This is a genomic window from Citrobacter sp. C5_2 (assembly GCF_014596845.2).
Taxonomy (GTDB): Bacteria; Pseudomonadota; Gammaproteobacteria; order Enterobacterales; family Enterobacteriaceae; genus Citrobacter; species Citrobacter werkmanii.
The window spans coordinates 2,159,145-2,185,018 of sequence record NZ_CP115032.1 but is presented as its reverse complement, the minus strand read 5'-3'; the positions used below and the strand labels follow the sequence as shown (position 1 = coordinate 2,185,018).

The window sequence follows — 25,874 nt, the reverse complement described above, 5'->3', positions numbered from 1 at the left end:
GCTACCTGTTCTGAATGCCATTGCGGATTTCTACGGTCAGAATGCGCAGAACCTTCTGGACGTTGTAATCCAGTGCCGGACGGATGAACGGATCGGCAACCTGTTTAACCGTCCCGAACTCCTGGGCCAGCGCTTTCATGTAATGCTTTTTGCTGGGGCCAACCCGAAGGATTACCACCGTATTTCCGCGACCTTTCCGGGTGGAAGAGCGAATTTTGATGGAATCACGCATATGCTCTGCAGAGGACGCCTCGTCGAAGCCGGCATGTTGCTTCATGTCTTCTTCCACCACTTTCAGCGCCTCACGCCCTGCATCACGTAACACCTTCGTGCCGACCTTTTCACCGAGCGCAGTAAGCTGCCGCTCCAGCTCGTCCAGCCCTTTTACGTCCATAGTGATCATGGTGAGGCGTCCCGGTAGTGAAAGGTAAAATCCCGCACGAGCCGGTACTGAATATTGCCGCTGGTCAGCACCGTTTTACTCTGCTGTATTCCACCACGGACCACATTCTGCACGGGAAAACCCTCCAGCTGGCCATGCACGATAGCGGTCCATTCCGCGCTAATTTTCTTATCCAGCTGTAACAGGCGGGTGTAGTCATTAAGCAGATGAATCGCTATCTGGAAGCGGCCCGCAATCAGACCTGTGCGCAACAGTCCGGCGTACAGCTCCGGATCGGAAATACACTGGTAAGTAATCCCCTCCTGCAGCTCATCAGGCAGGAGCAGAGGATAAACATCCAGCCCGCTCAGGCGTTCAAGTGCTGTCTTTAATGCCAGCTCGATCATGACGTGCGTCTGCCTCCCCTGTGATGATGATGCGGTCCGCAAGACGTTCGACGTTACGAACGGTATAAACCCGGTCAGACGTCGTTATTTTCCAGTCGATATCAATATTCAGGTTCGGATGAGTGGTAAAAAGACACGTTTCAACAACCTGCTGTTGATCCAGTGTGCGGACCTTTCTGCCCGATACCAGCTCGCGCTTCGCCCAGGCTTTCCCGGTCGCGACCAGTTGTTCCGGCAGATGTTCACCCAGCGGCCCCCGGCCGGATTGCATATACCCAATCGAAAGACGGCAGGTCATTTCTTCCGGCTTCAGGCTCATACCGTGTTCTCCTGCAACGGGAAAAGAAGGTGCCGGACCGCAGCCGTCTCCAGCCACTGACCAGTGAAACCATTCAGATACGCATCCCCGACCAGATACTGCATGGCCAGCTGGATATCTTCATCCGCCACAAAACCGCGTACCCCTTCCGGCAGCGCCTGCAGTTCGTCATCGCTTCCCACCAGTTTGCAGTAGTAGTCACGCTCAATACTCTTCTGCGCTGCCGCCACCATTTTAGTGAGCATGTCGTCATGCTCCGTGAAATCCGGCTCCAGACGGAGCTGGGTTTTCACATCATCCAATGTCAGTATCATGGTCATCGGCTCCCTTGCGGGGACTCAGCGCCTTTTCCGCATCTTCTGGCCATACCGCAATATGGCGTTCAACCAGTTTCTCTGCGTACTCAGCATCAAAACAGGCCGTATCACCGCGTGAATAACGATGATAGGGTCCCAGGAAAAAAACCGCTTTCCGCGCCACTTCTGCTCCCGTCAGGCCCGTGGCCCCGTTTGTTTCACTTCCGGTCAGATCAACACCTGTATCACCTGAACCCGCTGCAGTATTCTGACCACCATCCCCGTCCACTGTATTTTCCGGCGTCAGTTCATCCGGCTTTTTCACATCACCGGATGCAGCCGCCGCTGCCGCTGCTTTTGCCGCTTTCGTCGTCATCGTTTTGCTCCTGAAAAGAAAAACCCCGCTGCTGCGGGCCTGGGGAATTACGTGCTTTTACGCTGTGCGACCGTGGTCGCACAGCGTGCAGGACCGCACTTTTGTCCCGAGAACAAGACCTTCCGGATGACGGAAGCCGATATCGTGCTCCGCCACCACGCGGATCAACGACTGGTTACGGGAGAACGCGGAAACCAGATTGCCATCCCCGTCCTGGTAGGAGGCTTCCTGCGAGAACGACACCTTCATGTTGCCGTCTTCACCGATAACCACATCATTAAAGTCAGCGAAGTAAATTTCCGACTCTTTGCCTGCGTCACCGAGGTTTGCCGGGATAGCGCTGGTACGCTGAATCTGAAATCCCTTCAGGATTCCCTGCGCCATTTCCGGGTAGACCTTGTTACCATTACCGTCGCGCAGACCGAATAGTTTCATGTAGGTACGGTTCGACATACCCCAGCCGCAGCTGATCATGTTGCTGTTACCGTCCATAGCCATCAGGATGATGCTGTCGAGATAGGTATCAATCGTCTGCAGATTAACCTCTGCAGCAGCTTCCCACGGCAGCAGGCGGTTCCACTCAGTTGCCCGCGCTTTCATACCGACAGGCGTATCACCAGTACCGTCATCGCGCATAAAGGCTTTATCTTCACGAACAGAAATCGCGGTCAGAATATCCTGCAGGACCAGCTGCTCTACGTTGTAGCCAGCACGACCAATCAGCTGGTTGGAGATTGGCACCATCGCAATCATGGTTTTCGCAGTGAGTTTCACATCATCAAAGCGGGCTTCTGATACTTTCGCATCCTTGCCTTCCCCGGTGTAGCTCGCCGTCGCACCACCGGCCAGACGCGGCAGCGCCATATTGCCGTTCGGCAGCGGAATGGAGCGCGCGCCCAGCTTACGAACGATAGTGCGATCGCGCAGCAGTTCGATCACCTCGCTGTGCAGGTTTTGCGGAATAAGAACGCCACCTGACGCGGCGGCAGTGTTGATGGCCATCGAGACAGACTGGTCATTCAGTTCTTCAGCTGCAAATTTTGCAGCGTCCTGAACGTTACCCTGTGCTGCCGCAATCGACATCACCAGACGGGTCATGCCTGCGCCGGTATATTGCTTTGGCTCTGCCTTAATGCTGATACCAGGAGCCTGCTGTGTGGCTTTAACCGGTTTGGCGACAAGCGCTGCAGCACGTTCAGCCGCTTCCAGACGCTCAATCTTGGCGCTGATATCCGTGAACTGCTGCTGCAGGCTGGCAAATTCGGTTAACTGCTCCGCTGTCAGCGTACCGCCACCAGTTTCTACTGCCGCCAGTACCTGAACCTTCTGATTAATACCCGCACGTTCACGACGCAATTCTTCAATATGATCCATGTTTTTTCTCTCTTTTTGGCATAAAAAAAGCAGCCTGTTGGCTGCTTTCTGGTAATGACGCGTTAGCGCCGGGTTACATTCTGGTTTGCAGGTCCATCGCGGCTGCCTGCAACTTTATGGAAGTGGTTTGTTGAGGTTGTTTGTACTTTGCCGCAATGGCATTAATCGCGGACTGAGGATCCGAAACTTCATCAGCAAGACCAGCAGAAATGGCATCAGCGCCGAAGTAAAGTCCCGCCTGGGTATCGATTACGGACTGCTGTTTAAGGCCACGGTACTCAGCAACAGAGGAGATAAATGTCTCGTACATATCGTCGAGCATTTTGTTGAACATCGTCAGAGCCGATTCACTCAACGCGGCATGTGACGTGCCATTATTCTTGTTATCTCCCCGGTAGAGTGCAGTAAATTTTACGCCCATGATCTCTTCCAGCTTTGACGTATCAAGGTGCTCCATGATCACCCCGATAGAGCCAACGCCACTGGTCTGACTGGCGACAATCTTGCTGCAGGCCGACGCGATAAAATACGCGGCAGAGAAGGCATTAAAGTTCACAATAGCGGTGATCGGTTTCGTTTCTCGCGACTGATAAATATAATCAGCCAGCTCTTTGCACCCAGATGCTAAACCGCCGCCGGAATTAATATCCAAAACGATTTCACTGATGGATGGGTCATTTAATGCCGAATGCAGCTGGCTGCGGATTCGCTCATAGCTTGTCAGTTCGGTACACATCGCTGTAATTTGCCCTCGCCGGGGGACCAGTATCCCGTGAACAGGTATCACAGCAATACCACTGGCTGGCTGAAGCTCTTCCGGGGATGGCGAATCATCCGGATTTAGCGCCATCGTAATGACCGGATCCGTCACAGTTCCCTGAATACGGGGAAGCAATACCGCCTTCACGGCGTCCATCGTCTGTTGTGTAGCGTAATGAGGAACGCCAAAGACCATCTCTGCCAGATGCGGCAGATTAATTAATTTTGTTGTCATGAGAATATACCAGGTCAGCCCGCAGCGCGGGGGATAATCAGGCTCTGGCCAGAATAGTTTCGATTTCTGCCAGTTGTTTAGCTGTTGGCTCGTTATTGCCAGGTAAGATTTGTTTACTGTCGACCATATTCAGAGGCGTCAGGTATTTATCCCCTCCGGCGATAGGTGGAAGGTTCTCCATGCGGCGAATGTCGTTAACCGATAACCAGCCCCACTGGCGGGCTAAGGCATAAGATTCATAGCGTGACTTCTGATCCCCGCGCAGCAGGCCAGAAACATTGAATTCAATGTACAGATCACCGCGCTCGCTGGGTAAAAGCAGATCGCGCATTAATGCGCCTTCATGACGCTTCAGCCAGGCCAACAGCGTGTACATCACAAACTGCAGCCCCTGGTGCTCAATGTTGTTATTTGTGGCTTTCGCCAGCATCTGCACCATATGAGGCGGGATTTTATAGAGCCGGCACACTTCCTCCACGCCCCATTGACGGGACTGTAACAGCTGCGCTTTCTCATTATCCTGAGATAGCTGTTTGTAGCTCATCCCTTCCTGAAGCAATGCAACAGAGAATGCGTTCCTGACGCCGGAATACCTGTCCGTCCACTTTGCCAGCAGTCTGTCTATTGCATCCTGGTTTTTGATTGTCGCAGCTTCTTTTGGACGCTCAATAACACCGCTCATCGTCGTACCTCGACGAAAAACCTGAGCAGCATGTTCCTCCACAGCCAGGTTTAACCCAAGTACATCCGCATTTGTCTGGATTGGAGAACTGCCGATATAACCGTCGAGCGAAAATACTTTCACATGATGAATCATGCGCATTGGCAACGTTTCGCCAATTTCGGGGAGTTCATAATAGGGCATCCCGTCTGGCCCTTTCAGGACGATGACTTTTTTGGGATTAACCGGGATTAATTCCCTCGGGAAACCTTTCCCGTCCCTGTCGATAATCGAGTAACAATTGCCCTCCAGCCCTAACAAGCCCTGTTGTTGCTCAAAATACTCGAAAGAGGTGTCCTTTTTATTAGGCTGGGAATGTACAAGATCATAAACGGGGTGGTCAGTAGCTCGCTTACGGGCTCCGTTAGCACCTCGTCTGTAAAGCTCACACGGCAGTTGCGCTACAGATTCAGCCAGAAGAGTTACACATGCCCGAACAGCTGATAATGCCATCGCAGTTTCAGGAGTTATGATTATCCCAGCCTTACTCTGACTCGAACTCACTCCTCCCAGCATGGTTTCCCAGAATCCACTTCCTGATCGCGATTTACCCCGAAACATCTGGGGGATAAACATTACTCACCCCCTGGTTTGTGAAATCCTGTAGATAAGGATCTCGCAATTAAAAACGACCACAGCAGACAAATCAAACCGCCAGTAATAAAGCCGACGGAGGGTGAAATAAGCCAGGCACCGGTCGACAATAAGCCGACTCCAACGAGGCCGAGAATAAAACTCAGGACTGTGATTAACATGTAATATCTTCCTCATCATAAGCCGATTTACTTACTGTACTGTTCAGCATGGCCCGTCCGATCCCCATAAGTAATCCTACAGCACCATCAATTTTATTTTGCTTCCCCTCCTTGCCGGGGCGGACAATATCATCGCTTCCAGGCAAATAACGCCCAATAACATTCTGGATGCACCAGTTCATGATAGGGTTGCCGTCATGATGAAAACGTCCTGATGCCAGCGCGGCCTCAATTTCACGCATAGGGTCACTCATGTTGGTGAAGTTTTGCCTGATCTCAACTGGCTCCAGCCCCTCCTCTTCAAGCATGTGTCGTAATGATGTTGCACCGTAAGGATCAATAGGACACTGAACGATTTTTACACGCTGACGTAATTGAAGGATTGACTCAAAAATAAGCCGATAGTCCACTTCCGCACCTTCTGTCGGTATCAGAACCTCTTGTTTAACAAATGACTGATAGCGGTCAGAAGTGGTTTTCAATGTGGGATCTGGTGAGTAAACCGTATCTTCAGGCACCCAGAACATCGGACTTACACAGTAGAAATGCGTAATACCATCCACTTCCCGTCTGAATACTGGTACGACCGCATTCAGGTCAACCTTGGACGCAAGATCTATCCCCAACCAGCAATCTTCATCGGCGAAATCAGACAACTTGAGACTATTGTCCGCTGCAGCCATCCATTTTTGCAGATCATAGAAAACCGTCTTGGCACTTACCCACCGGTTAAAATGCTTGGTAAGAATTTTGTTCGTCTGGCTGGGGTTAGATATTCCAAGCAATTGCTTTGCGCGCAGGAAGTGTTCTTTTACGGAAATGCCAAAGTTTGGATTTGCTTTGATTAATGCTTCAGGTTTTGTCCAGTCGTCATCATCATCAAGACCGTAAATAATACCGAAAATCGTTTCGTTTTCTTCTCCCACCCGATTCCGGCGTAGAATTTCCACCACCTGAGCACGTTTCTCATAACACGGAGAAGTAATGTCATAACCCGCAGTTGTAATGATCAGAGTGATAGGTTGTTCCCTTGCCCCCATTCCTGTTGTCATAGTCGTATAAAGAGTATCTGTTTGGTGCTCGTGATATTCATCAATAATTGCACATGAAGGGGAATCGCCGTCACCAGGATCGCCGATGACTGGCGCAAAAACAGAGCCATCCGGACGGGTCATTTTCTTTGCCCAGGGTTTGACTGAGTATTTTTGTCGCAATGCAGGGAGTTTTTTTACCATTTGTAAAGCGGGAGAGAAGACTTTCCAGGCCTGTTTTTCTGTAGTGGCGCCACAGTACACTTCTGCACCATGTTCTCCATCAGCGCAAAACATATAATTACCAACGGCAGCTGCAATTGCAGACTTCCCATTTTTCCTGGGAACCTCAATATATATTTCAGAAAAACGGCGGAATCCGGACTTCTTATTAACCCAACCAAATGGCACACCAAGAGCAAACTTTTGCCAGGGCTCAAATTCTATGCGTAGTTTCTTCCTGGCCCATTCACCAGCCGTATGAGGCATCTTCTGAGCAAAGCGCAAAAATCGCTCGGCCTTGTTTTTATCAAACCGGTAAGGCCAGGCAGGATCCTTCGCACGTTCCAAATCATCAAGGTGCCGTTGACAGGCAAGCACAGTTAACTGACAAGCAAGGATCTTCCCGCCAACAACATCTCTTGCATACTGGTTCGCTGCATTGACGTTCGGATATGTAGCCATCAGTCAAACTCATCAAATTCATTCCCGTCATCGTCAGGAGCATTTCTGCCACTGGTCATTCTGATACGGCTGAGCGGATCTAACCCCAGAAGTGAGCCCAGACGGGCAATCTGGGAAACTGAATCATTTCGGACGTTAACTGCAGGATGTTTTTTTAATCCTCCCATTTCACTTTCAGTTGTCAGCCCTGAAGCCAGTAATTTTTCAGCTTCAAGCATGAGATGGAAGGCATTGCAGTAGGCTAAAAGTAAGGGGGCATCTTCAAGTTCAAATACGCCTCTTTCGATCAGGATTTTGCTCTGGGTCTTCCACATTCTTATAGCAGCCTCCCCCATTAACTCTGCAGGAGGTGCAATTCGGGTTAATTTACTTTTTTGCCCGGTGGGTAAGATGGGTTTTCTCCCCCCTCCAGACGATCGAATTCCACCAGCCATAACTCCTCTTTTAATAGGTGAAACCTACCGGAAAAAAGATCCTTATTTATGACGTGCAAAAATGGCCTTCAGGCGGCAGTCCTGAAGCGCGAAAGGGGGCAGGGATTTGATCCCCCCTCCCCCTTGAAGATGACAGCAAGAAAGCATGCAAAAGCAGATACTGGTCATCCATCAGGATGTTCAGCATAGTGTCTTCAGTTAATCTCAATAAATAAACGATGGAGTCTAAGAAATGGATAAAACTAGAAAATATGATAGAGCCTTACAACTTGAGATCCTCAACGCTCTTATAGATTGTGCTCCCAACTCTTTAAACAAGGCACAGGAGCGAGACCTCATTGAGAAGTTTGATAACTATGATCACTTTGTGGCGTGCATGCTATATCTTGAAATGCATAGTCTTGTTTCTACACCCTTCGTACGCAGCGAAACCATGGCTGGCGTTGATTTTATTTTCAACGCCCCATACTGCAACATTACAGAGAAAGGAATTGATTTTCTTCTTGATGATGGCGGCTTAAGTGCGATCCTTAAGGTTCAAACCGTTCGGTTACACAATGACACGATTGTTGCCCTTGAGGATATAATCCGTGTCGCAAATATATCTGAAGATCAGAAGAAGGGATTGATTTCAAAACTCCGAGAGCTTCCGGGAGACGCCATAAAACATTTGACCCTACAGTTACTGACTCAGGGGGTTCTGAATCTGCCGAACGCACTTCGACTAATTCAAACAACCCTCCAGTAGGGCTAAACTCGTCAGAGGGGCGAATTAACTCAAATTTGCCCCATCCCAGTGTTTTACTTAAAAACACCCAAAATTCCTTCCGGGTATCTGCATGAATGTAGAAACTGTTCTTATGCATTACAGCAGTGAATATTATCATCGAATACGTTCTCTTGCTGTCTTTGCTCTGTGGCATTCCCAGCACAACGACTCAAGGTTGGAATCGTCATCAGTACCGCCATGAGCTTTTGGGATTATGTGGTCAACGCTGGTCGCTTTCTTCGCTATCTTCTGCCGGCGATGGTTCTGACACAGGAATTGATCACGCTGTAGGATACGCTCCCGTATGATTTCCCAGGACCGCCCATAACCACGTTCTTGTCTGCTCTTTCCTGCCTGATAACTCCGCCAGCCGTCACCAGCATGCTGCTGTCGGTGTTGGTCACAATATCCGCTGACATCATTGGTGATTGCCGCACACCCTTTGTGTCGGCATGGGCGTTTAGCGCGTGCTGGCATCGGTATAATCCTGTTTATTAGATACAAATTTTTTAGTATGAGGAAAGAAAACGGAAACGGTCGTTAGCTGAATTTTTTCATAAATAGAAAGAGCCTCTGCGATTGTCGCCCGTTACAGCCGAGCTCGCCAGAAGGCCCCGTTAAAAGGAAGGCAGAAAATCTATGCATAGAAGCGAAGGCTTTGACAACGTTCTTAATTTTATGACAGAAATAAAAAAGCATTACCTTGAAAGGTAATGCTTTTTCACTCGAATTGAGTCTTATAACTATTAAATTAATGTAATTTTAATATCATAGCTTTCAAGCCCAGTCATTTTTTCACGGGCAGTAAACTGGATGTCGGAAACTTCTTTTCCTGTCTTTTTTTTGAGTTCAATAATTTTTTTCGTAATGAATTCAGAAATATCCGCTTCAGTTTTTCTTTTTAAATCTTCAACGTTCATTGTTTACCTCTCTTGATCTCTAACATATCCACGCCAGGCATGTTACATTCCCCATGGAGCACTTTTAAAAGCGCTGACATGCTTAAAAGATAGAATGGAAAGACCCAATAATCAAGAGGTTGCAGTACAATCCTCATACAATAATAGCTCACAAACCACACAAACCGCTGAGCTGAAATCTGGGTCGATAACGAAACCATCAGATATCATTTCAAAAGCTTCGATGCTGCTTCGAGAATCTCTTCGGAACTGACATCACGATCGGAGGCTACATAAACTATTTTATGGTCTCCTGTCAGAGATGGAAATCCCGCAGACATCACGGGTAGATGAGCTTTTTCCCCATTAGGAAACTCACGCATTATCGTTGTAATACCCTTCATTACGGATACAACTACTGCTGGTTCGGAGTTAAAAAAAACAATTACTTTTTTCATAATTATACCGTGATGGTTCTTACATAAATGAACGGTTAAGCATACAAAAAAGGCTCCATAAGGAGCCTGAAATTTATTTTCTAAAATCTAACGAAGTCTGACTAGAACGAATGTATAGTGCAACATTATCAAATGTTATCATTGTTGATTTGCAAAAAATACATTTTGCTCCGAAAGGATTTTTTTCAGTAACATCAAAGCTTGACGTTCTGTACTGAGAACCGTGACAACACGGGCATCTGAAGTGAATATTGTTAGTAATAACAGTACCCTTATACAGCCACGACATTAACTGCTGAGGGGCCTTTAGGTCCCTGTTCAACACTAAATTCTACTTCCTGATTCTCATTCAGTGTCTTGAAATCATTGCTCTGGATAGCAGAGAAGTGTACAAACACATCTTTACTGCCATCTTTAGGGGTGATAAACCCAAAACCTTTTTCAGGATTGAACCATTTAACTAAACCAGTCATTTTATTAGACATAATAATTACCTTAATTGAGTGAGCCCTTGGGCAGAATGGTCCGAAAAAAAATTATCAGAGAGAAAAGCTAACAAGGAAATCTCAACAGGAACAAGAAATAAAATTATTACAGTGACTGCTTCAGATAAATTCGTAACAAACCAGAGATTCATTAACGCATGATTAACCAAACATAGCAAGGTTTAGTTTTGTAAGTAAATCACCCATGATTTTGAACATAAAAATTATTTTAAATGGCTAAAATTGAAAATTATGCCATGCTGCTTAAGACCTTTATCTATCACCCTAAGTTGTCAGGGATTTTTGACTCACGGATGAGTCGTATTTCATTCATTGGACAATTCAAATGTAGTACCTATAAAAAGTACTAACCTCTTAATTTTTCGCTTTATTCAGCATATTTCTATGCGGTCCACTATTAGTATTCCTTATGGCCCCATAAATGCTTTCACAAGTCAATCCGGCATTGAAGCGGTCGTCAGCAATCTCAGCATAATATTTAGCTTCTGCTGCAATACTTCCGAGCATGTCGGCAAGCATTGTGGCGTCGGCTCCGGCTGTTTTGCTTCTGGCGGAAGCGGCAATATTTGCGGTGTGCTTTGCGGCGTCCAGGTGGATGGCAAGTTTGGTTGCTTCGTTGCGCAACTGGCTAACAGTAACAGACAGACTAGCAGCAGTAGCAGCTGCTTTAGCGGCTTGTGCTTGTGCATCTTTAACGGCCTCATCACGGGCAATAATTCGCCCCTGTTCAATAATGCGGGCGACAATTTGGACATTAGCTTCCTGAGAGGATTCAGCGCTGTCGCGTTCCGCCCATTTCTTCTGCCAGCCACGGTCGCTCCAGACGCTTCCGGCAAGAAACGCACCGGCCACCAGCAGCAACACAGCAAATATTTTATTCACTGGTCTATCCCCCAGCACGTCAGCGCACTTTCTTGATCCCGTCGCTCTACCTGACCGTAACAGCCATTTTTCTGACCTTTTGTCAGGCGACAATCGCGTCCGCCGTCTTTAATCCACCAGCGGATCGCTTCACAGGCTCCTTTTCGGTCGCCAGCATTGATCCGTTTGTAGAAAGTGGAAGGGAAGCATTTTCCGGGACCGATGTTATAAGGGCAGAAAGAAGCGATACCCGCTTTCTGAGGTTCACTCAGCGGGACTTGGATATTTTTCTCTACCCACGCCAGCGCCTTGTCGCGTTCTATGGCGTTCACCTGGGCGCATTTCTCAGCAGACAGCTTCATGCCCTGAACTACCGGCTTACCATCAACCATCGTGGCGCCACGGCAAATGGTCCAGAGTCCGCCACCGTCGCGATATGCCGTAAGGCTATTACCCTCTTTCTCATTAAGAAACTGATCGAGAATCACAGGAGCGGAAGCCCCGGCGAGAATCAAACCAACGACCGCTGCACTCAGTTTATTCTTCAGCTTTTGTGACATTGCCATTAAGCCGGTCCTCCCTTTCCTTTTTCCTGTAATACCAGTTCACAGCACAGGTGATAACAGTGCATGCGATCCCGACAATAATTGCCCAGTCGCTCAGGCTTAACCCTGCAATTCTGTCGGCCAACATCCAGGACACCTCTTTTGCTGTTTTTGCAGTTTCGGCATATGCCTTCGCTGATACACCGCAGCCGGTCAGCGTGGTGCCTGTTCCATATGAAAGTCTGCTGTAAATGGTGCTCATTCTGGTCATAGCCTCACCTCCGATTTTTCGGATGGCGCTTTGTGTGATTAAAGGGTCAGGCTACACGGGCTGGATTTATTAACAAAGCACGTAGCGGATGATTCCCGTGAGCCTGAAATGAAAAAGGCCGCCATGTGGCAGCCCCTAAGTAAAATAGATTGTTTACATTGGTGGAGTAAGAGGACCTACTAACACCTCTGCTTCACCATTATGGCAAATGTCATCGCCTCTGGTCAGATGCCAGACACCTGTGATTGTTTTACCCGATTCCAGATCATCAACAGTGTCATTCGTGTAGTACGCTACCTGTACAACTCCGACATGCTGAATCCAGTAATACCCTTCTTTCATAAACTCCTCCGCGATACTCAGCAGATAGTATAGAGCAGCACAAATAATGCTGTGGTGCAGGAAGCCACAACTTAACCTTTGCTAATAAAGTAATTTCGAAAGATGACGATAATGGGTAATAAATGTAAGGCCGGAGGAACCACCATGAGCATGACAGTTAGCACTTTGGGTCAGGACATACTGCAAAGCACAGTAAAACAAGCACCTTCAAGTACTGGCAACTCTGTTTCACAACAAATTCAAAACCTGAAAAAACAAATTGGTGAGTTGACAAAAGAACTCAGCGCCATGGGTTCAAAAATAAATGAAGTAACCTCCGAAGATGAGGCAAAACTGCTTAAACAGCAGATGGAGATGATTCAAAGGCAAATCGAGTCTATATATGCAAAAATTGCTCAATTACAAAAACAAGAAGCAGAAAAAAACCAAATGGCATCGGGAGCATTACCTACGGTAAGTGACAAATCAAGTTCGAACGTTGCAGGGAATAATACTAAAAATATTGATGTCTACGTTTAGCAGTTGCCCCCCTCTCATTTTTCCTCTGAGCTAGAAACGAAAAAGCATTGGAGCATTGTGAGAACTTGTTTTCAAGTTAACGATTTCAGCTCGGCGATATGACAGGGGTACTGGTGCAATGCACCTCGCGAATACCCCTGTCGTATCGCCGGAAAGCAAAAACCCCGCGCTGGCGGGGTTCTCGTTATATTCAAATTGTTCGCTTTTCGTCGCTGCCATCGTGGCGCAGCTCTGCCAAGCATGAATTAATTATTCACTTTGTTGGCCCGTTTTCAAACGTTTTTACATCACAAAGCACTTATAGCTAATTTCCATCAACGTTTTGTACAAATATCACTCAACAAATGAGATATTCGTTACAAAACGATCGTTTTGGACGATCGATAAATGAAAATCGATCTGTAATACCAATTTTAATTGTGTGGTTATCGCACGTAGACTCAGGGCCAAACCTAATAAATGGAATTATCATAAGCCTTTATCACTACTTGGCCATATATATCGCGGGCTTCATCGCAATGTTTGCTTTGTTAGTTCGTGGGGATCGAGTACACGGCCTCGAGTTTGACCTGGCTGATACGTTGATAACCTCCTTTCTATGGCCCTTCTATTCTGTGGCTATTATCTGTATTGAGATTTATGAGCGGTTTTAACAGAATCGTTGCTAATAACCAGCTACCCCGGCTACTAACCGGGTTTTTTGTTTCGGATTACTGACTCATCAGTCTCCCGCTCAGTTGCTCTTTTAGTATGATCAACCATCCTCTAACCCAGCTCTCATCTGGTTACGAACCGCAAGGAATGTTTTTGCTCTGAATATTTCCAGGCACCATCGCACGCGTTTTCTCGCCTCCCCGTCGGTTAACCATGGCGCAATCGCCTGCAGTTCGCGGGTTATGTCTGAGATTTTTTTTCGGGTGGTGTAATACTGAAGACCAACGACATAAACCGGATCGTTTATATCCAGTGCCTGCAGTACGCATTGTTCAACAAAATCGACATCATCATTATGCAAAGCTTCATCAATCACACTGGCAGTTGACTGTGGCCAGAGAATGCTATGTGCCCTGTTCATCGCCTGCTGTCCACGGAATCCCTCTTCACGAGCCTGATTCAACGCTGCGGTGAAGCGTTCTAACGCCTTATCTGACCAGTTCCGTCCCTTAAGCACATTCCAGCACGCGTGTCCTCGCGGCATACGTGGTGCTGTTTTTCCTCCCACACCTTCCCCCCAGGTAGTGAGCAAGGATTTAATCCATCCGGACTGGATCCCCGTAAGAAGGATACATTTACCCAGCCAGCTTTTACGCGGCGCAGCAGCTGCTTTACCAAGTGCTTCAAAATGATTGCGGCGTTGACGTGGTGTCATCCTGTTCTTCTCCTTACGCCAGAACGCCAAGCCCATAAGCCCGGTCCAGCACTCTGATTATCATTACCGGCTGAGGAACAAATTTTTGCTCAAACTTCACCGGGTCGTTATGTAGTTCTGTATGGCACTGACGACATAAAGGGATCGCGAAAATATCATGCGCCTTCGTTGCCATCCCTCCCTGCCCCCAGCCAATTAAATGGTGTGGGTCGTCGGATGGTTTGCCGCAGCATTCGCAGGGCTGTGTTTTAATCCATGCAAGATATCTGGGGTTCGCCCAACGGATCCTCTTCGGACGTTTCATATAGGTTTGCGGGGACTCGGGATCTACCAGGACACCGACTACGGGTTTAATCGCTGGAACTTGCGCTGGTGGCATGTTCACGGTTACTGCGTTGGCTCTGGCTGTAATGATGCTGGTGGCGGTTACACCCGGTTCGATATCGCATTCACGCATGACTGACTGATGTTCTTCCGAAGGAATACGAAGCGCCCGGCTGGCTGCTGATTCGGGAATTGCGTCGGTAGCACCCATACGAACAGCCCACCAGCAAAGCTCCGCCAGCGACAGTTCTCTGGAAGGGTCCAGATTCAGCGCCACCATTATGCTGTTAATAATCCAGTTAATAACATTACGTCTCGCCAGCTCTGAAAGTTGTTCGCTGTAGTGGTCACGCAAATGGTTATCACAATGTCCACACAGGAGAACCGATCCAGGTTCATGACGCAGAGTGGTTAGCTCGTGATAATGGTAATCGCTGTGTGGCCACTGGCAGCAGCTACCGCCATAACGCAGAAGCCAGTAATCAAGACCACTAAAACCACCAGCAGCCTTTATAACTTTTTCATCCAGGAAGAACGGCCACAGGGACTCGTCACTGGCCAGCGGCTGGCGAACGTCAGGAACACGGCCAGCAGGCAACCTTTCCATGCTTGCCGGCTGGCTTTCCACCAGCACACGTTCACAACTGAATAATGACATCAGCTCACTGCCCGGTTTGAGCAGTACAATTCCAAGCTCACGCGCAACCACCGGCTTCAGCAGCGCCCTCATTCTGCAATCTCCCCGATAATTATTTGTCCCTTCTCTCCCCATAATTTAGTGACGCGTGAATCCCAGATGTGAGCATCATCTTCGTAAATGGCATCCATCAGGGCTTTCACCATATTGTCGAAATCAGGTTTAGCCTGATGTGGTTTACCGTTTAACTCAGCTCGTTTCTTTTTGCTCCAGCTCGCTGGCATCGGAAGCATAAAGGTGACATGCGAACCGCTTTCCGGCAGCTCAACACCCTGCAGACGAACTTCATCACAGAAAGCCCGGTAACGCAGAACCTCAGGACGCTTTTTCCATTTGTCAGCGCGCGTCATTCGGGGCTTGCCCATTGGGGTGATATCGTAGACTTTCACATTCACCTCCAGATCCGCTGTTGCCAGGTTCTGTCCTGGCGAGGAGGCTTAGATGCTTCCGGCAAGAACGCGCTGATCGTCCAGTGAATAAAGTCATTATCCAGACTACGCTCGGTCTTAATCTGCTTTGCTTTATAGCTGGCTTCCAGTTCGTCAGCCTGCTCAGTGGTGAGATGTGTATGTTGAAACCAGCTTTTCTTCATAACGCACCTCTGGATGCGGCAAAAAGAAAATCGCTGGCGTTGGTTAACGTCAGTATGAGGGATTGCTTGAATTGATCTTGCGCCATGGGGCTTTTCTCCTGTGGCGCAGCAGGTATAGGTTGTTCAGGCCTATGACGGGAGTGTAACAGATTTTTGGGTAACGCGATAACCAGCCCTTTCCAGCATCTGGGTAAACAACGTAGGTGTACCAATAATTTCATTATCCTGAAGAGGCATGAAAGACACCATGCTACCGCGACGGTACATCAGGGCGCGCTCACACTCAGGAAATGATTGCAGCCTGGCAACGATGACTCCATCGTGACATCTGATGACTGCGTAGCCTTTTTTGGGCAATCCTAATTTTTCTTTCACTTAAACTCCCCCATGCAAACGGGATAAAAGTAACACCCAAAATAATTAATAAAACCAGTCGTCAGCACTTTCCCAGGTTTCCTGGAGGATAGTCTCAATTTTCTTTTTATCTTCCTTGTCACCACCAAACACACTTAAACCATCGGAGCCTGCACGTCGTATGCTCAAGCTGCAATTCTCATAGTGGTTTCCCAACCTTTTAAGCAATTCTTTCTCCAGCGCCGGAACTGCTCCCTTTGGAAGTTCTTTAGTACGATCAATGGTTAGTTCAACTTTCATATTAGCCTCCACTGCATATACTGTATATTTGTACAGTACACCGATACATTGAAATGATCAATGACTTAAGAGCACAAATTGTTAACCTTAGCCTATAAATGAGATGCAAAAAAAAACCGCCGAAGCGGGTTCAATCCAATGAGGACTTGTTGTTTTGACACCATTGTAAGTATTGAGATATCAACGTCCTTAAATTTGGATAACTGCTTTGATTGGGATTGATTGCGCAACTTTCATATGCTCGTCTCCCCCTGCAACTTTTTCAGGTTCTGTCTAACATACCCAATCAAAATAACAACTGTGTCAGGTATCCCATAATAATCGCCATGCCCAAAATAACGGTCAGAAATGCAGCAATCAAGGGTGTTTTGAACATTGATTTAAGCAGTATTACTTCCGTCAGACTAGCTCCTGCGCTACCAATAATCAGAGCCATTACTGCTCCCGTTCCCATGCCTTTATCCATCAAGACTGATGCCAACGGAATTACTGCCTCAGCACGTATATACAACGGTATTCCAATAATTGCACTTAGTGGAATCGCAAACGGATTATCATTCCCAGCATGAGCAGCAATCCACTCTGCAGGTATAAAACCGTAGATAAACGACCCTATAACAATACCTAACATCATATAAGGTAATACATCTTTAAATTGAGTCCAGGCATCCTGAAATGCCAGTCGTATCGCACCAGGCTCTCTTACTACACTTTTCGGGAAGAATTGTTTATTTGTTTGGCCCGTCTCGCAGCTCAATTCACAATTTGTGCCCCGAAATGCTGAGAAACTCTTAAACGTTTCTTGTGGTTTAGAACAACTATTAGCCCCTATGTCCTGTTGATTTGATACAGAGCAGCAAGCTGAAACACTCTGTAGTTTAGTTTCAGGAGTTTTTCCACTGCTAACACCACAACAGCTAGCCAGCGGTTTTGATGTTTCGACAATATGTCGGTCAAAACCAAGCACATCTAACAAAATACTTGCCAGTACGGAAACTGTTGCAGCTATAACAGCGTATAGCAGGGTAACTTTCCAACCAAAAGTAACCCACATCAGACCAATGATTATCGGGTTAAGCAGAGGTGAAACAAACAAGAATGTAAGTGTTGGACCGAAGCCTGCTTTTGCTGATAACAGTCCGCGTAACATGGGAATTGTAGAGCAGCTGCAAAACGGTGTTACAGCTCCTAACAGCGATGCAAGTATGTAACCTCTCCCCTTTCTCGCCCCTAACATTCTTTGAATCTTTTGGTCCGGAATTTTTTGCCTGATAAGGCTAACACCCGCACTAATCAGAAAAAAAAGCGCAGACAACTCGACAGCAAGAAACAAGAACATCTCTGCCGCGTTAGTAAACATAGAAATCCAGCTATTCATGAACCCCCCTATAAACCATATTTCTAGAATAATCGAATTATTGAGGTTAGATCAACATATTTCTGGTATTATCGAAATATCAATAGATGAGGAAGGTACCATGCAACTAGAAGAAGTAGCTAAAGCTATGAAAGAATTAGGACATCCAACACGTTTGTTTATTTTCAAACACCTTGTTAAAGCCGGTGAACAAGGTTTACCTGTAGGTGATCTACAAAAACAACTTGCGATTCCATCTTCAACACTGAGTCATCATATATCCGCTCTTGTTTCCGTAGGTCTGGTCAAACAAAATCGCGAAAGCCGCTCCTTAATCTGCGTTTCTCAATATGACAAGTTAGAGTCGATTATTGATTTTCTACGCGAAGAATGTTGCATCAACAGTCCAAAGATTTAAATCGAGGCAATCCATTGTTTTTATTTGATAAAGGAGCCGCCTAAATAACAGGCGGCTCTCCTGTCGCTTATTTCAATTTTTTGCCTGCATCATCAACGACTTTCTCGCCATCTTCCTTGGCGAAAGCCCCTTTCTGAGCATCAGGAAGGATATCCAGAACAACTTCAGAAGGACGGCACAGTTTGGTTCCCAGCGGTGTTACCACGATGGGGCGATTAATCAGGATCGGATGCTGCAACATAAAGTTAATTAACTGGTCGTCAGTAAATTTATCTTCGGCAAGACCCAGTTCCTCATATGGCTCGACGTTCTTACGTAGTAACGCCCGGACGGAAATGCCCATATCAGCAATGAGTTTGACCAGCTCATCGCGTGAAGGTGGAGTCTCAAGGTAAAGAATAACGGTCGGCTCATTACCGCTGTTGCGGATCATCTCAAGCGTGTTACGCGACGTGCCGCAGGCAGGATTGTGATAAATGGTGATGTTGCTCATATCAGTATCTCATTACAAAGTGAAAGAGAGACGTAGCGCCAGCGCTGCCAGCGTTACAAACAGCACAGGCAGAGTCATGATAATCCCGGTGCGGAAATAGTATCCCCACGTGATGGTCATATTCTTCTGTGAAAGTACATGTAGCCAGAGCAGCGTTGCCAGGCTACCAATAGGTGTGATTTTCGGCCCCAGATCGCAGCCAATCACGTTGGCATAAATCATCGCCTCTTTGATGACGCCGGTTGCGGTACTGCCATCAATAGAAAGAGCGCCAACCAGCACGGTAGGCATGTTGTTCATGATGGAAGACAGGAAAGCCGTCAGGAAGCCAGTACCCAGCGTCGCGGCCCAGAGTCCTTTATCAGCCAGCACGTTCAGAACACCTGAAAGATATTCGGTTAGCCCTGCGTTGCGCAGACCGTAAACTACCAGGTACATCCCCAATGAGAAGATGACGATCTGCCAGGGTGCACCATGTAGCACTTTACCAGTGTTAATGGCATGGCCTCGTTTCGCCACTGCAAACAGAATTATCGCCCCAACCGCTGCAATCGCACTAACGGGAATACCGAGCGGCTCGAGGACGAAGAAACCAACAAGCAGGAGAATCAGAACTATCCAGCCAGTGCGGAATGTAGCCGTATCTTTTATTGCCTCTGTTGGTTTCTTTAGGAGGGCCAGATCGTAAGTTGGCGGGATGTCCTTGCGGAAAAACAGATGCAGCATAATTAGTGTGGCAATAATGGCGGCGATATCGACCGGTACCATCACCGATGCATATTCGGTGAATCCCAGACCAAAGAAGTCCGCCGAAACAATATTCACCAGGTTCGACACGATAAGCGGCAGGCTGGCAGTATCGGCAATAAACCCGGCTGCCATGACGAATGCCAGCGTGGTACCTTTGCTGAATCCTAATGCCAGCAGCATAGCAATAACGATTGGTGTCAAAATAAGTGCCGCACCATCGTTGGCAAACAGTGCCGCCACCGCTGCGCCGAGCAGGACGATATAGGTAAAGAGCAAACGGCCACGACCGTTACCCCAGCGTGAAACATGCAATGCCGCCCATTCGAAAAAGCCTGATTCATCGAGCAGCAGGCTGATGATAATCACCGCAATAAAGGTCGCTGTCGCGTTCCAGACGATATTCCACACCACCGGAATATCGCCTATATGCACAACGCCAGAAATCAAAGCCAGGCCCGCGCCCAGCGTTGCACTCCAGCCGATCCCTAATCCTTTCGGTTGACAGATAACCAAGACAATGGTCAGGACAAAAATAGCGCCTGCCAGTAACATACACCCTCCTGACAGGGCGGATCCGCCGCCCTGTATAAACAAAAAATTAACTCGCCAACTCTCTGAGTTTTTCAATACCTGTTGGCTCAGAAGCCAGTACCGGAACGAGCGCTATATGGTCAGCGTGCTGATTCTTAACAGCCTCAATCTGAGGCTGTTCCTGCTGAGCGCGCTGGCAAAGCAACGGAGAACGCGTATCCGCGATGGAAAGGCTGTTATTGATAATCCAGCCCCATGGATGAATCCCCGCTCTTTCAAGGTCAGCCTGTAGGCTTGCCGCTTCCAGTACCGGTGTGGTTTCAGGCAGAGTGACCAGCAGAACTTTGGTTCGTTCCGGGTCCTGAAGCTGCATCATTGGGGTAGTAAAATGACCTTTCTCCCCCATTTTTTTGGCAATCTCTCGGTGGTAAGCCCCGGTAGCATCCAGCAACAACAGCGTGTGCCCAGTGGGAGCTGTATCCATGACAACAAACCGCTTACCTGCTTCACGAATCACTCGGGAAAAAGCCTGGAACACGGCAATTTCTTCAGTACAGGGAGAACGTAAATCTTCTTCCAATAGCCGTTTCCCTGCTTCGTCCAGATCTTTTCCCTTCGTCTCAAGAACATGCTGGCGATAGCGTTCGGTTTCATCGTGAGGGTTGATGCGGCTGACCTGCAGGTTTTTGAGGCTGCCGTTCAGCGTTGTACTCAGGTGCGCAGCGGGATCAGAGGTGGTGAGATGCACGTCATATCCCATGTCTGCCAGCCTTACGGCGATGGCAGCAGCCATCGTGGTTTTCCCTACACCACCTTTGCCCATCAACATAATCAGGCCATGTTCACTGCGGGCGATATCATCGACCAGGTCAGAGAGCGATAAGTTTTCAGGCGTGTACAGGACGTTCGGTACCGGGAGCGGTAATGCATCAAAACGGGTATCCAGCAACCCCTTCAACGCAGACACACCAACCATATTTACTGGCTGGAGTAATAAGGTATCTCTCGGTAGCTCAGATAAACCAGCAGGAAGATTTGCCAGTGCTTCCTGCTCCCGTTGCCATATCGCAGCAGCCAGCGCGTCATGTTCAGCTTCGGCTTTAGGCAGCACACCATTAATAACCAGGTATTGGTTTTTCAGGCCAATTGCGGCCAGTTCTTCATGGGTGCGGGCTACTTCCTGCAGCGTAGATTTTTGCAGTCGTGCAACCAGAACCAGGCGGGTACGTTCAGGATCGGACAACGCCTCTACCGCATGAGCATACTGCTCACGCTGCTTTTCCAGCCCGGCCATTGGGCCAAGACAGGAAGCACCATCCGGATTACTTTCAATGAAACTACTCCAGGCACCGGGAAGCTGGAGAAGGCGAATCGTGTGGCCCGTCGGCGCTGTATCAAAAATGATGTGATCGAAGCGGGTCAGCAGGGAAGCGTCTGTCAATAAGCCGGTGAACTCATCAAACGCCGCAATCTCAGTCGTACAGGCTCCTGAAAGCTGCTCGCTGATACTGTTAACAACGTCTTCAGGCAGAAGACCTTTGATAGGATCAACGATTCTGGAGCGGTATTGTTGGGCAGCTTCCTGAGGGTCAATCTCCAGAGCGGAAAGTCCAGTAACTGCTGTCACAGAGCGAATGGTGTTACCGATAGCCTGGTCGAATACCTGACCGACATTGGAGGCTGGATCTGTACTGACCAGCAAAACCCGCTTACCTTGTTCGGCAAGGCGGATAGCCGTCGCGCAGGAAATGGACGTTTTTCCTACGCCACCCTTGCCAGTAAAAAACAGGTAAGGCGGGATATTCTCTAAGAATTTCATATGTCCTCCTGACATATTCAGCAACAGGAAGTATTACCACCACAGCAGCTGGTGGGAGCTAACCCTACCTTCTCCAGCGGAATACCGAACCAGCGAGCCAGCTCAGCGCGTTTTGGGTATCGCCCAGCCATCACCGTTTCACCGTCCAACAGCAGTAGCGGAAGCCCTTCTGCTCCAGATGCTTCGAGGAATACTTTCGCTTTCTCATTATGAACAAAGCTCATGGGCTGCTGCGCCAGGTTATAACGTTCAACCTGTACGCCACGTCCTTTCAGCCACTGCACATCAGCAGAGAAATCAACCAGAACCTGATCGACATCTGAGCCACATACGCCGGTACTGCAGCACATTGCCGGGTCAAACACCGTTAACGTCTTCATTCTGAATACCTCACATTCGAAAAATCATATATGTTCAGGCAAATTTTTTAGATGCAAACAGCCTTACCGCTACCAAAGCAGTTTGCCGATGCCAGCTTACGGGCGATGGCCTGTACGTCGTCCTGTTGGCTTAACCAAGCCTGCTCAATTACCTGAGCAGCCCATGACGGAATATGCGGAGATAAGCGGTAGTGAACCCACTTGCCCTGCTTGCGATCCAGTAATAATCCACTTTCCCGGAGCATTGCCAGATGACGGGAGATCTTGGGCTGCGACTGATCCAGCGCCGTACAGAGATCGCACACGCATAGCTCTCCCATTTCTCTAAGCAGCAACACGATGCCCAGCCGAGTTTCATCGGAAAGGTTTTTGAAGAGTTGTAGAGAAGTTAGTTCAGCCATTTTAGTCTCCTGAATTCTCTCCGTAGTTTCCTGCAATAGTTGAGTGTCGTCAACCATCACATTCGAAAATTCGAATACGATGGCTATGTGGTTTTAATATCAGATTTACTGATTGTTCATTATTCAATTTGTTAATCCTGCCGCTTTTCGACGCCTGTATTCATCTATCAGTAATTGTGCTGGCGTTGGTCCTGCCGGATGGCGCGGCGCTTCCAGTTGACGTCGAATTGGTGGGACACTTAGTCCATTACCAACATGCTTCGACCACTTCGTGAGTAACTTTTCTGCCAGTCGTTTCAGCTCCCCCTCTGTCATTTGTCGTTCTACGCCCGTTCTGCGCATTTCAATGCAGATGTGATACAGCACGGGCTGAGGCCATGGATATTTATCGCTTCCTGAATACCGATATGACTCATTGCGCCAGCGCCGGTATTCCGTCATAACCTGCTCCGATTTCAGTCCGAATGGATTCGCCCCACTCTCTGAAACCAGAGAAACAAACTCAGCCAGGTCAGGCGGCCATGTATTTCCCATCGCGCAGCGCTCCATGCATTGCTGACAGACCAGCCGAATTTGAGGTTCAGTCATCGAACCTATCTGGGCTATCCAGATAGGCGAAGGCTCCGCCCCGTTCTTCTGGGTCCATCGGTTCGAATACACCTCCCCCATGACCTGCCACAGTCGCCAGGCTGTTTCCGTCGCCATCAAGTCCATTCCTGCGGCGCCACTCTGCGTGTGCTGACTGAATTTGCTGAACTGCCCGGGATGCTGTTGGTTCTGATCCTGCTCCCACATGACTGTTACCTCCGGTTTCTGGTTTTACCTGCGTTCTCACCCGGGCTACATGTCGGGCAAATTTTTGTTCCCACTGGATTTGAGTAAAAACTTTCCCTTCCGACTCCCAATACGCGGTGAATTCTGCGAGTTCAGTCAGAAGGTAATCTGGTTCAGGCAGGGGGATACCCCACGATGCAGCGCGCTGTCGGAAGTCTCTGGAGGGAAGCCAGCTATCTGTCATGCTGAATTTCCCGATCGGTTCATCAACACCGTCCAGGTATCGGGGCATGACCGGGGATGGCGGTTCATCCCCATTCGGATTTTTCATCGCGCCCGCGTTAAGAGAGGGGTTTAAGATCTGTTTACTGCTAACTGCTTTCTGGATACCTGATGGCAAAGGTTTAGCCAAAGACTTAGCCTTATCCTTAGGCAAAGCGAAAGCCTTATCAAAAGCCGTCCCCATAGCGTCAGAAACCCCGTAGCAGGCGGCTTTGAGAGCTTCATATGCTTTATCTTTCAGTGAACATTCAGGCAGTAATTCAAACGATCTTGCCCATGATTTGATCACGTTCACTGATGCTGGAGGGTTATGTTTCACCGCGTTAGGCAACCAAAAAACTCTGGCTTTAAGGTCGGCTTCCACCATACCTAACGCTATGGCTTCGCCTAAGGCTAAGTCGAAGGCTTCGACATCCCAGTTTAATTCTTCGGCCATAGCCGCCCTTCCCGCCTTATACAGCCCGGGTATAATCCCCGTGAATGGGCCTGTAAGCAGGTAAATAAACAGACTCTGCCCACTTGGCGGGAGTGGTGATAAGGCTCGAAATTTAGGATCATCCCACATGGTGATCTTCACCTTACGGTAAGGCTCGTTACTAGCCTTACTCTTAGGCATGGCCTTAGCCAAAGGATTAGGCATACTTCACCCCGCGAGTTGCAGTAATAATGGTCATTGGTCAAAACTCGATTAAAACAATTGCGGCGCTACGGCGCTTATACTCGCCAGTAGTGGTCCCGCCGCGTCAGCAGGTAACATGTTGAACAATGCGATTGCCGCCTCACGAATTTCCTTCTCGAGCTTTTGTAATGGCGCGCCGATTAATTTCGCATGGTGTGCCTCACTGCACTCTTTGATTGCGTTCGCCACCAGCTCTGCTTCTGTGCTCGCATTACTTAACCCGTGCTTTCTGGCGATCTGAACTGGCATAGCAGCAATAATTGAACCTGACAGCTGCATAACGTAAGCCGTGTACTTTTCCGAACCGCCCTCGTTTTTCAGGTATCGGAATAAATTCTGTTTATTAACAGCAATTCCCCGTCCATCTGCTTTGGCCCACTCTTCAGCCACCAGCTGAGTGATCCGTTCCTGTGCCTGTCCTGGTAATGTCGATTCCCATTCACGAACGGCGGCCAATATGGCACGGTGCTGAATGCCGTCACGGCGCTGGGGTTTAAATTGATTTTGCGATTTCACCGGAGCGGCTACTCGTGGTTTATTATGGGTATAAGCTACTGATTGCATCATTCAGACCTCGCTTTGTGGCGGAAATACACTATCAAGAGAGCAGGTGCGCCCTAACTCGTTAAGCTTCTCCACAATCAATCTGCATTCCGGTAGGCCTGGTTGGCGTGTTCCGTTCTCATAATTTGAGAGCCTTGACTGACGCCACCCGAATAATTTGGCTAATTGCTCTTGAGTTAAACCGAGCGCTTGCCGTTCTTTGGCGATGTTGTTCATCTTGTCCTCACATATAGTGTTTAGCTGAATTAAACACACAATGTGTTAGGCAGTCAAGACGAAACGTTCTTTGAGCGTTAACACGTAACGTGGTAAAAATCAGTAATGAATATAAACACTGCAATTGCCGCCAGACTGAAGCAACTACGCGAACAGAAAAATATGTCGCAATCTAAACTCGCAGAGTTATGTGGGTGGGCTCAGTCACGCATCGGGAACTATGAAGCAGGTCGCCGCAATGTTGGCGTTGACGACGCTATAACGATATCTAAAGCTCTCGGCATTAGCCCGGCTGAGCTAATGTTTGGTGATGATCACGCCGAATCATGGTTAACGCCAAAACATCGTAAGTTGATTACTCTTTTTGACCAGTTGCCGGAGTCTGAACAAGACAGAATGATCGATACCTTTCAATTACGGCTGAAAGAAATTGATGAGTATGTTGAGAAATACCTTCGGGGACGATTAAAGCCAACTGACGACTAAGCTACAATTTTCAGCACTCTAACCAGCCTCCTTGGCTGGTTTTTTTATGCCTTTCCCACTCCCTTTTCCCATATCGTTATCATCAACACCACCTTAAACACATGCTGTGTTGACTTTTAAACACATTTAGAGTTTAAATATAAAC

Annotated in this window: 40 protein-coding genes; 4 read left to right on the top strand and 36 right to left on the bottom strand. The window is 48.1% G+C overall.

The window, feature by feature from the left end; translation table 11 throughout:
* Position 1 precedes the first annotated feature (1 nt).
* The 11 genes from ICA20_RS10660 to ICA20_RS10610 form a co-directional block, all read right to left on the bottom strand.
* The gene (locus ICA20_RS10660) at positions 2-403 is read right to left on the bottom strand and encodes an HK97-gp10 family putative phage morphogenesis protein (RefSeq protein WP_038641333.1); all 402 of its coding nucleotides are present in this window, start codon (positions 401-403) and stop codon (positions 2-4) included.
* Positions 400-789, bottom strand: a complete 390-nt coding sequence (locus tag ICA20_RS10655) for a hypothetical protein (RefSeq protein WP_038641335.1) — start codon at positions 787-789, stop codon at positions 400-402. Before ICA20_RS10655 ends, ICA20_RS10660 begins: the two co-directional genes overlap by 4 nt.
* Positions 758-1,108, bottom strand: coding sequence for a phage head closure protein (locus ICA20_RS10650; RefSeq protein ID WP_003832373.1), 351 nt, complete (start codon positions 1,106-1,108; stop codon positions 758-760). The genes ICA20_RS10655 and ICA20_RS10650 overlap by 32 nt, the downstream gene beginning before the upstream one ends.
* Positions 1,105-1,422, bottom strand: a complete 318-nt coding sequence (locus tag ICA20_RS10645; protein ID WP_003832371.1) for a head-tail connector protein — start codon at positions 1,420-1,422, stop codon at positions 1,105-1,107. The genes ICA20_RS10650 and ICA20_RS10645 overlap by 4 nt, the downstream gene beginning before the upstream one ends.
* A complete protein-coding gene (locus ICA20_RS10640) occupies positions 1,403-1,780 on the bottom strand; it encodes a hypothetical protein (protein WP_038641337.1) in 378 nt (125 codons plus the stop codon). The genes ICA20_RS10645 and ICA20_RS10640 overlap by 20 nt, the downstream gene beginning before the upstream one ends.
* 57 nt (positions 1,781-1,837) lie before the next feature.
* A complete protein-coding gene (locus ICA20_RS10635; protein WP_051594524.1) occupies positions 1,838-3,154 on the bottom strand; it encodes a phage major capsid protein in 1,317 nt (438 codons plus the stop codon).
* 73 nt (positions 3,155-3,227) lie between these two features.
* Complete coding sequence (locus ICA20_RS10630; RefSeq protein ID WP_038641339.1) at positions 3,228-4,148, bottom strand: S49 family peptidase; 921 nt, start codon at positions 4,146-4,148, stop codon at positions 3,228-3,230.
* A 37-nt stretch (positions 4,149-4,185) separates the two neighbouring features.
* Positions 4,186-5,445: a phage portal protein gene (locus tag ICA20_RS10625; protein ID WP_038641341.1), complete on the bottom strand. Its 1,260-nt coding sequence runs from the start codon at positions 5,443-5,445 to the stop codon at positions 4,186-4,188.
* A complete protein-coding gene (locus ICA20_RS10620) occupies positions 5,445-5,624 on the bottom strand; it encodes a hypothetical protein (protein ID WP_038641343.1) in 180 nt (59 codons plus the stop codon). The genes ICA20_RS10625 and ICA20_RS10620 overlap by 1 nt, the downstream gene beginning before the upstream one ends.
* The gene (locus ICA20_RS10615; protein ID WP_038641344.1) at positions 5,618-7,339 is read right to left on the bottom strand and encodes a terminase TerL endonuclease subunit; all 1,722 of its coding nucleotides are present in this window, start codon (positions 7,337-7,339) and stop codon (positions 5,618-5,620) included. The genes ICA20_RS10620 and ICA20_RS10615 overlap by 7 nt, the downstream gene beginning before the upstream one ends.
* Entirely contained in the window at positions 7,339-7,773 is a 435-nt protein-coding gene (locus ICA20_RS10610; RefSeq protein WP_038641346.1) for a phage terminase small subunit P27 family, read from the bottom strand. The genes ICA20_RS10615 and ICA20_RS10610 overlap by 1 nt, the downstream gene beginning before the upstream one ends.
* Positions 7,774-8,005: 232 nt before the next feature.
* On the opposite strand from ICA20_RS10610, the gene ICA20_RS10605 reads away from it, so the two are divergent.
* Positions 8,006-8,521: a hypothetical protein gene (locus ICA20_RS10605; protein ID WP_003841965.1), complete on the top strand. Its 516-nt coding sequence runs from the start codon at positions 8,006-8,008 to the stop codon at positions 8,519-8,521.
* 135 nt (positions 8,522-8,656) lie between these two features.
* Here ICA20_RS10605 and ICA20_RS10600 read toward each other — a convergent pair whose 3' ends face one another.
* The 9 genes from ICA20_RS10600 to ICA20_RS10560 form a co-directional block, all read right to left on the bottom strand.
* Entirely contained in the window at positions 8,657-9,019 is a 363-nt protein-coding gene (locus tag ICA20_RS10600; protein WP_003841963.1) for an HNH endonuclease signature motif containing protein, read from the bottom strand.
* 269 nt (positions 9,020-9,288) lie between these two features.
* Positions 9,289-9,462 (bottom strand): addiction module toxin, GnsA/GnsB family, encoded by a 174-nt coding sequence (locus ICA20_RS10595; protein WP_003841960.1) that lies wholly within the window; start codon positions 9,460-9,462, stop codon positions 9,289-9,291.
* 206 nt (positions 9,463-9,668) lie between these two features.
* Positions 9,669-9,899: a hypothetical protein gene (locus ICA20_RS10590; RefSeq protein ID WP_032941334.1), complete on the bottom strand. Its 231-nt coding sequence runs from the start codon at positions 9,897-9,899 to the stop codon at positions 9,669-9,671.
* Between the two features lie 73 nt (positions 9,900-9,972).
* Positions 9,973-10,161 (bottom strand): cold-shock protein, encoded by a 189-nt coding sequence (locus ICA20_RS10585; protein WP_072144007.1) that lies wholly within the window; start codon positions 10,159-10,161, stop codon positions 9,973-9,975.
* A 10-nt stretch (positions 10,162-10,171) separates the two neighbouring features.
* Entirely contained in the window at positions 10,172-10,384 is a 213-nt protein-coding gene (cspG, locus tag ICA20_RS10580) for a cold shock protein CspG (RefSeq protein ID WP_003841958.1), read from the bottom strand.
* A gap of 375 nt (positions 10,385-10,759) precedes the next feature.
* A complete protein-coding gene (locus ICA20_RS10575) occupies positions 10,760-11,287 on the bottom strand; it encodes a DUF2514 domain-containing protein (protein ID WP_003841956.1) in 528 nt (175 codons plus the stop codon).
* The gene (locus tag ICA20_RS10570; RefSeq protein WP_038641350.1) at positions 11,284-11,832 is read right to left on the bottom strand and encodes a lysozyme; all 549 of its coding nucleotides are present in this window, start codon (positions 11,830-11,832) and stop codon (positions 11,284-11,286) included. Before ICA20_RS10570 ends, ICA20_RS10575 begins: the two co-directional genes overlap by 4 nt.
* The gene (locus ICA20_RS10565; RefSeq protein WP_003832349.1) at positions 11,804-12,082 is read right to left on the bottom strand and encodes a phage holin; all 279 of its coding nucleotides are present in this window, start codon (positions 12,080-12,082) and stop codon (positions 11,804-11,806) included. The genes ICA20_RS10570 and ICA20_RS10565 overlap by 29 nt, the downstream gene beginning before the upstream one ends.
* 153 nt (positions 12,083-12,235) lie before the next feature.
* On the bottom strand, positions 12,236-12,424 hold the full coding sequence (locus tag ICA20_RS10560; RefSeq protein WP_038641352.1) for a hypothetical protein: 189 nt from the start codon (positions 12,422-12,424) through the stop codon (positions 12,236-12,238).
* 144 nt (positions 12,425-12,568) lie between these two features.
* On the opposite strand from ICA20_RS10560, the gene ICA20_RS10555 reads away from it, so the two are divergent.
* On the top strand, positions 12,569-12,943 hold the full coding sequence (locus ICA20_RS10555; RefSeq protein ID WP_050592505.1) for a FlxA-like family protein: 375 nt from the start codon (positions 12,569-12,571) through the stop codon (positions 12,941-12,943).
* Positions 12,944-13,697: 754 nt separating this feature from the next.
* Here the strand turns inward: ICA20_RS10555 and ICA20_RS10550 are convergent.
* The 7 genes from ICA20_RS10550 to ICA20_RS10520 all read right to left on the bottom strand — a co-directional run bounded on the left by ICA20_RS10550 (position 13,698) and on the right by ICA20_RS10520 (position 17,957).
* Entirely contained in the window at positions 13,698-14,312 is a 615-nt protein-coding gene (locus ICA20_RS10550) for a hypothetical protein (RefSeq protein ID WP_038641354.1), read from the bottom strand.
* Between the two features lie 13 nt (positions 14,313-14,325).
* Complete coding sequence (locus tag ICA20_RS10545; RefSeq protein ID WP_038641355.1) at positions 14,326-15,366, bottom strand: DUF968 domain-containing protein; 1,041 nt, start codon at positions 15,364-15,366, stop codon at positions 14,326-14,328.
* Positions 15,363-15,722, bottom strand: a complete 360-nt coding sequence (locus ICA20_RS10540) for a RusA family crossover junction endodeoxyribonuclease (RefSeq protein WP_038641357.1) — start codon at positions 15,720-15,722, stop codon at positions 15,363-15,365. The genes ICA20_RS10545 and ICA20_RS10540 overlap by 4 nt, the downstream gene beginning before the upstream one ends.
* Positions 15,723-15,724: 2 nt before the next feature.
* Positions 15,725-15,925, bottom strand: coding sequence for a hypothetical protein (locus tag ICA20_RS10535; RefSeq protein WP_038641358.1), 201 nt, complete (start codon positions 15,923-15,925; stop codon positions 15,725-15,727).
* A 129-nt stretch (positions 15,926-16,054) separates the two neighbouring features.
* On the bottom strand, positions 16,055-16,300 hold the full coding sequence (locus ICA20_RS10530) for a hypothetical protein (protein WP_071681812.1): 246 nt from the start codon (positions 16,298-16,300) through the stop codon (positions 16,055-16,057).
* Positions 16,301-16,345: 45 nt separating this feature from the next.
* Entirely contained in the window at positions 16,346-16,579 is a 234-nt protein-coding gene (locus tag ICA20_RS10525) for a DinI family protein (RefSeq protein ID WP_038641360.1), read from the bottom strand.
* Positions 16,580-16,865: 286 nt separating this feature from the next.
* Positions 16,866-17,957 carry a permease gene (locus tag ICA20_RS10520; protein WP_038641362.1) on the bottom strand — a complete coding sequence of 364 codons (1,092 nt, stop codon included), beginning with the start codon at positions 17,955-17,957 and terminating at the stop codon, positions 16,866-16,868.
* A gap of 100 nt (positions 17,958-18,057) precedes the next feature.
* Between ICA20_RS10520 and ICA20_RS10515 the strand changes: the two genes are divergently transcribed.
* On the top strand, positions 18,058-18,354 hold the full coding sequence (locus ICA20_RS10515; RefSeq protein WP_038641364.1) for a metalloregulator ArsR/SmtB family transcription factor: 297 nt from the start codon (positions 18,058-18,060) through the stop codon (positions 18,352-18,354).
* 67 nt (positions 18,355-18,421) lie between these two features.
* On the opposite strand, the gene arsC is transcribed toward ICA20_RS10515, so the two are convergent.
* The 9 genes from arsC to ICA20_RS10470 form a co-directional block, all read right to left on the bottom strand.
* Positions 18,422-18,847 carry a glutaredoxin-dependent arsenate reductase gene (gene arsC / locus ICA20_RS10510; RefSeq protein ID WP_038641366.1) on the bottom strand — a complete coding sequence of 142 codons (426 nt, stop codon included), beginning with the start codon at positions 18,845-18,847 and terminating at the stop codon, positions 18,422-18,424.
* A 12-nt stretch (positions 18,848-18,859) separates the two neighbouring features.
* Complete coding sequence (arsB, locus tag ICA20_RS10505; RefSeq protein WP_038641369.1) at positions 18,860-20,149, bottom strand: arsenite efflux transporter membrane subunit ArsB; 1,290 nt, start codon at positions 20,147-20,149, stop codon at positions 18,860-18,862.
* Positions 20,150-20,195: 46 nt separating this feature from the next.
* Positions 20,196-21,947 carry an arsenite efflux transporter ATPase subunit ArsA gene (arsA, locus tag ICA20_RS10500; protein ID WP_038641371.1) on the bottom strand — a complete coding sequence of 584 codons (1,752 nt, stop codon included), beginning with the start codon at positions 21,945-21,947 and terminating at the stop codon, positions 20,196-20,198.
* Between the two features lie 17 nt (positions 21,948-21,964).
* On the bottom strand, positions 21,965-22,327 hold the full coding sequence (gene arsD, locus ICA20_RS10495) for an arsenite efflux transporter metallochaperone ArsD (RefSeq protein ID WP_038641374.1): 363 nt from the start codon (positions 22,325-22,327) through the stop codon (positions 21,965-21,967).
* Between the two features lie 47 nt (positions 22,328-22,374).
* The gene (gene arsR, locus ICA20_RS10490; protein WP_038641375.1) at positions 22,375-22,728 is read right to left on the bottom strand and encodes an As(III)-sensing metalloregulatory transcriptional repressor ArsR; all 354 of its coding nucleotides are present in this window, start codon (positions 22,726-22,728) and stop codon (positions 22,375-22,377) included.
* A 123-nt stretch (positions 22,729-22,851) separates the two neighbouring features.
* Positions 22,852-23,397 (bottom strand): replication protein P, encoded by a 546-nt coding sequence (locus ICA20_RS10485; protein ID WP_127785720.1) that lies wholly within the window; start codon positions 23,395-23,397, stop codon positions 22,852-22,854.
* Positions 23,309-24,220: a DnaT-like ssDNA-binding domain-containing protein gene (locus ICA20_RS10480; RefSeq protein ID WP_038643236.1), complete on the bottom strand. Its 912-nt coding sequence runs from the start codon at positions 24,218-24,220 to the stop codon at positions 23,309-23,311. The genes ICA20_RS10485 and ICA20_RS10480 overlap by 89 nt, the downstream gene beginning before the upstream one ends.
* Before the next feature lie 252 nt (positions 24,221-24,472).
* Complete coding sequence (locus ICA20_RS10475; protein WP_038643237.1) at positions 24,473-25,027, bottom strand: toxin YdaT family protein; 555 nt, start codon at positions 25,025-25,027, stop codon at positions 24,473-24,475.
* A gap of 3 nt (positions 25,028-25,030) precedes the next feature.
* The gene (locus ICA20_RS10470; protein ID WP_003832309.1) at positions 25,031-25,243 is read right to left on the bottom strand and encodes a helix-turn-helix transcriptional regulator; all 213 of its coding nucleotides are present in this window, start codon (positions 25,241-25,243) and stop codon (positions 25,031-25,033) included.
* A 105-nt stretch (positions 25,244-25,348) separates the two neighbouring features.
* On the opposite strand from ICA20_RS10470, the gene ICA20_RS10465 reads away from it, so the two are divergent.
* Positions 25,349-25,729 (top strand): helix-turn-helix domain-containing protein, encoded by a 381-nt coding sequence (locus tag ICA20_RS10465; RefSeq protein WP_003832307.1) that lies wholly within the window; start codon positions 25,349-25,351, stop codon positions 25,727-25,729.
* Positions 25,730-25,874 lie beyond the last annotated feature (145 nt).

Bases quoted from the DNA above. Each gene is read 5' to 3' on its own strand.
- ICA20_RS10470 (WP_003832309.1), bottom strand. From the start codon at position 25,243: ATGAACAACATCGCCAAAGAACGGCAAGCGCTCGGTTTAACTCAAGAG.
- ICA20_RS10595 (WP_003841960.1), bottom strand. From the start codon at position 9,462: ATGAACGTTGAAGATTTAAAAAGAAAAACTGAAGCGGATATTTCTGAA.
- ICA20_RS10485 (WP_127785720.1), bottom strand. From the start codon at position 23,397: ATGGGGGAGGTGTATTCGAACCGATGGACCCAGAAGAACGGGGCGGAG.
- ICA20_RS10645 (WP_003832371.1), bottom strand. From the start codon at position 1,422: ATGATACTGACATTGGATGATGTGAAAACCCAGCTCCGTCTGGAGCCG.
- ICA20_RS10615 (WP_038641344.1), bottom strand. From the start codon at position 7,339: ATGGCTACATATCCGAACGTCAATGCAGCGAACCAGTATGCAAGAGAT.
- ICA20_RS10620 (WP_038641343.1), bottom strand. From the start codon at position 5,624: ATGTTAATCACAGTCCTGAGTTTTATTCTCGGCCTCGTTGGAGTCGGC.
- ICA20_RS10480 (WP_038643236.1), bottom strand. From the start codon at position 24,220: ATGGCCGAAGAATTAAACTGGGATGTCGAAGCCTTCGACTTAGCCTTA.
- ICA20_RS10555 (WP_050592505.1), top strand. From the start codon at position 12,569: ATGAGCATGACAGTTAGCACTTTGGGTCAGGACATACTGCAAAGCACA.
- ICA20_RS10515 (WP_038641364.1), top strand. From the start codon at position 18,058: ATGCAACTAGAAGAAGTAGCTAAAGCTATGAAAGAATTAGGACATCCA.
- ICA20_RS10625 (WP_038641341.1), bottom strand. From the start codon at position 5,445: ATGTTTATCCCCCAGATGTTTCGGGGTAAATCGCGATCAGGAAGTGGA.
- ICA20_RS10550 (WP_038641354.1), bottom strand. From the start codon at position 14,312: ATGACACCACGTCAACGCCGCAATCATTTTGAAGCACTTGGTAAAGCA.
- ICA20_RS10560 (WP_038641352.1), bottom strand. From the start codon at position 12,424: ATGAAAGAAGGGTATTACTGGATTCAGCATGTCGGAGTTGTACAGGTA.
- ICA20_RS10640 (WP_038641337.1), bottom strand. From the start codon at position 1,780: ATGACGACGAAAGCGGCAAAAGCAGCGGCAGCGGCGGCTGCATCCGGT.
- ICA20_RS10630 (WP_038641339.1), bottom strand. From the start codon at position 4,148: ATGACAACAAAATTAATTAATCTGCCGCATCTGGCAGAGATGGTCTTT.
- ICA20_RS10660 (WP_038641333.1), bottom strand. From the start codon at position 403: ATGATCACTATGGACGTAAAAGGGCTGGACGAGCTGGAGCGGCAGCTT.
- arsA (WP_038641371.1), bottom strand. From the start codon at position 21,947: ATGAAATTCTTAGAGAATATCCCGCCTTACCTGTTTTTTACTGGCAAG.
- arsR (WP_038641375.1), bottom strand. From the start codon at position 22,728: ATGGCTGAACTAACTTCTCTACAACTCTTCAAAAACCTTTCCGATGAA.
- ICA20_RS10525 (WP_038641360.1), bottom strand. From the start codon at position 16,579: ATGAAAGTTGAACTAACCATTGATCGTACTAAAGAACTTCCAAAGGGA.
- ICA20_RS10565 (WP_003832349.1), bottom strand. From the start codon at position 12,082: ATGACCAGAATGAGCACCATTTACAGCAGACTTTCATATGGAACAGGC.
- ICA20_RS10655 (WP_038641335.1), bottom strand. From the start codon at position 789: ATGATCGAGCTGGCATTAAAGACAGCACTTGAACGCCTGAGCGGGCTG.
- arsD (WP_038641374.1), bottom strand. From the start codon at position 22,327: ATGAAGACGTTAACGGTGTTTGACCCGGCAATGTGCTGCAGTACCGGC.
- ICA20_RS10590 (WP_032941334.1), bottom strand. From the start codon at position 9,899: ATGAAAAAAGTAATTGTTTTTTTTAACTCCGAACCAGCAGTAGTTGTA.
- cspG (WP_003841958.1), bottom strand. From the start codon at position 10,384: ATGTCTAATAAAATGACTGGTTTAGTTAAATGGTTCAATCCTGAAAAA.
- ICA20_RS10635 (WP_051594524.1), bottom strand. From the start codon at position 3,154: ATGGATCATATTGAAGAATTGCGTCGTGAACGTGCGGGTATTAATCAG.
- ICA20_RS10545 (WP_038641355.1), bottom strand. From the start codon at position 15,366: ATGAGGGCGCTGCTGAAGCCGGTGGTTGCGCGTGAGCTTGGAATTGTA.
- ICA20_RS10600 (WP_003841963.1), bottom strand. From the start codon at position 9,019: ATGCCAGCACGCGCTAAACGCCCATGCCGACACAAAGGGTGTGCGGCA.
- ICA20_RS10650 (WP_003832373.1), bottom strand. From the start codon at position 1,108: ATGAGCCTGAAGCCGGAAGAAATGACCTGCCGTCTTTCGATTGGGTAT.
- ICA20_RS10535 (WP_038641358.1), bottom strand. From the start codon at position 15,925: ATGAAGAAAAGCTGGTTTCAACATACACATCTCACCACTGAGCAGGCT.
- ICA20_RS10520 (WP_038641362.1), bottom strand. From the start codon at position 17,957: ATGAATAGCTGGATTTCTATGTTTACTAACGCGGCAGAGATGTTCTTG.
- arsB (WP_038641369.1), bottom strand. From the start codon at position 20,149: ATGTTACTGGCAGGCGCTATTTTTGTCCTGACCATTGTCTTGGTTATC.
- arsC (WP_038641366.1), bottom strand. From the start codon at position 18,847: ATGAGCAACATCACCATTTATCACAATCCTGCCTGCGGCACGTCGCGT.
- ICA20_RS10465 (WP_003832307.1), top strand. From the start codon at position 25,349: ATGAATATAAACACTGCAATTGCCGCCAGACTGAAGCAACTACGCGAA.
- ICA20_RS10605 (WP_003841965.1), top strand. From the start codon at position 8,006: ATGGATAAAACTAGAAAATATGATAGAGCCTTACAACTTGAGATCCTC.
- ICA20_RS10475 (WP_038643237.1), bottom strand. From the start codon at position 25,027: ATGCAATCAGTAGCTTATACCCATAATAAACCACGAGTAGCCGCTCCG.
- ICA20_RS10570 (WP_038641350.1), bottom strand. From the start codon at position 11,832: ATGGCAATGTCACAAAAGCTGAAGAATAAACTGAGTGCAGCGGTCGTT.
- ICA20_RS10610 (WP_038641346.1), bottom strand. From the start codon at position 7,773: ATGGCTGGTGGAATTCGATCGTCTGGAGGGGGGAGAAAACCCATCTTA.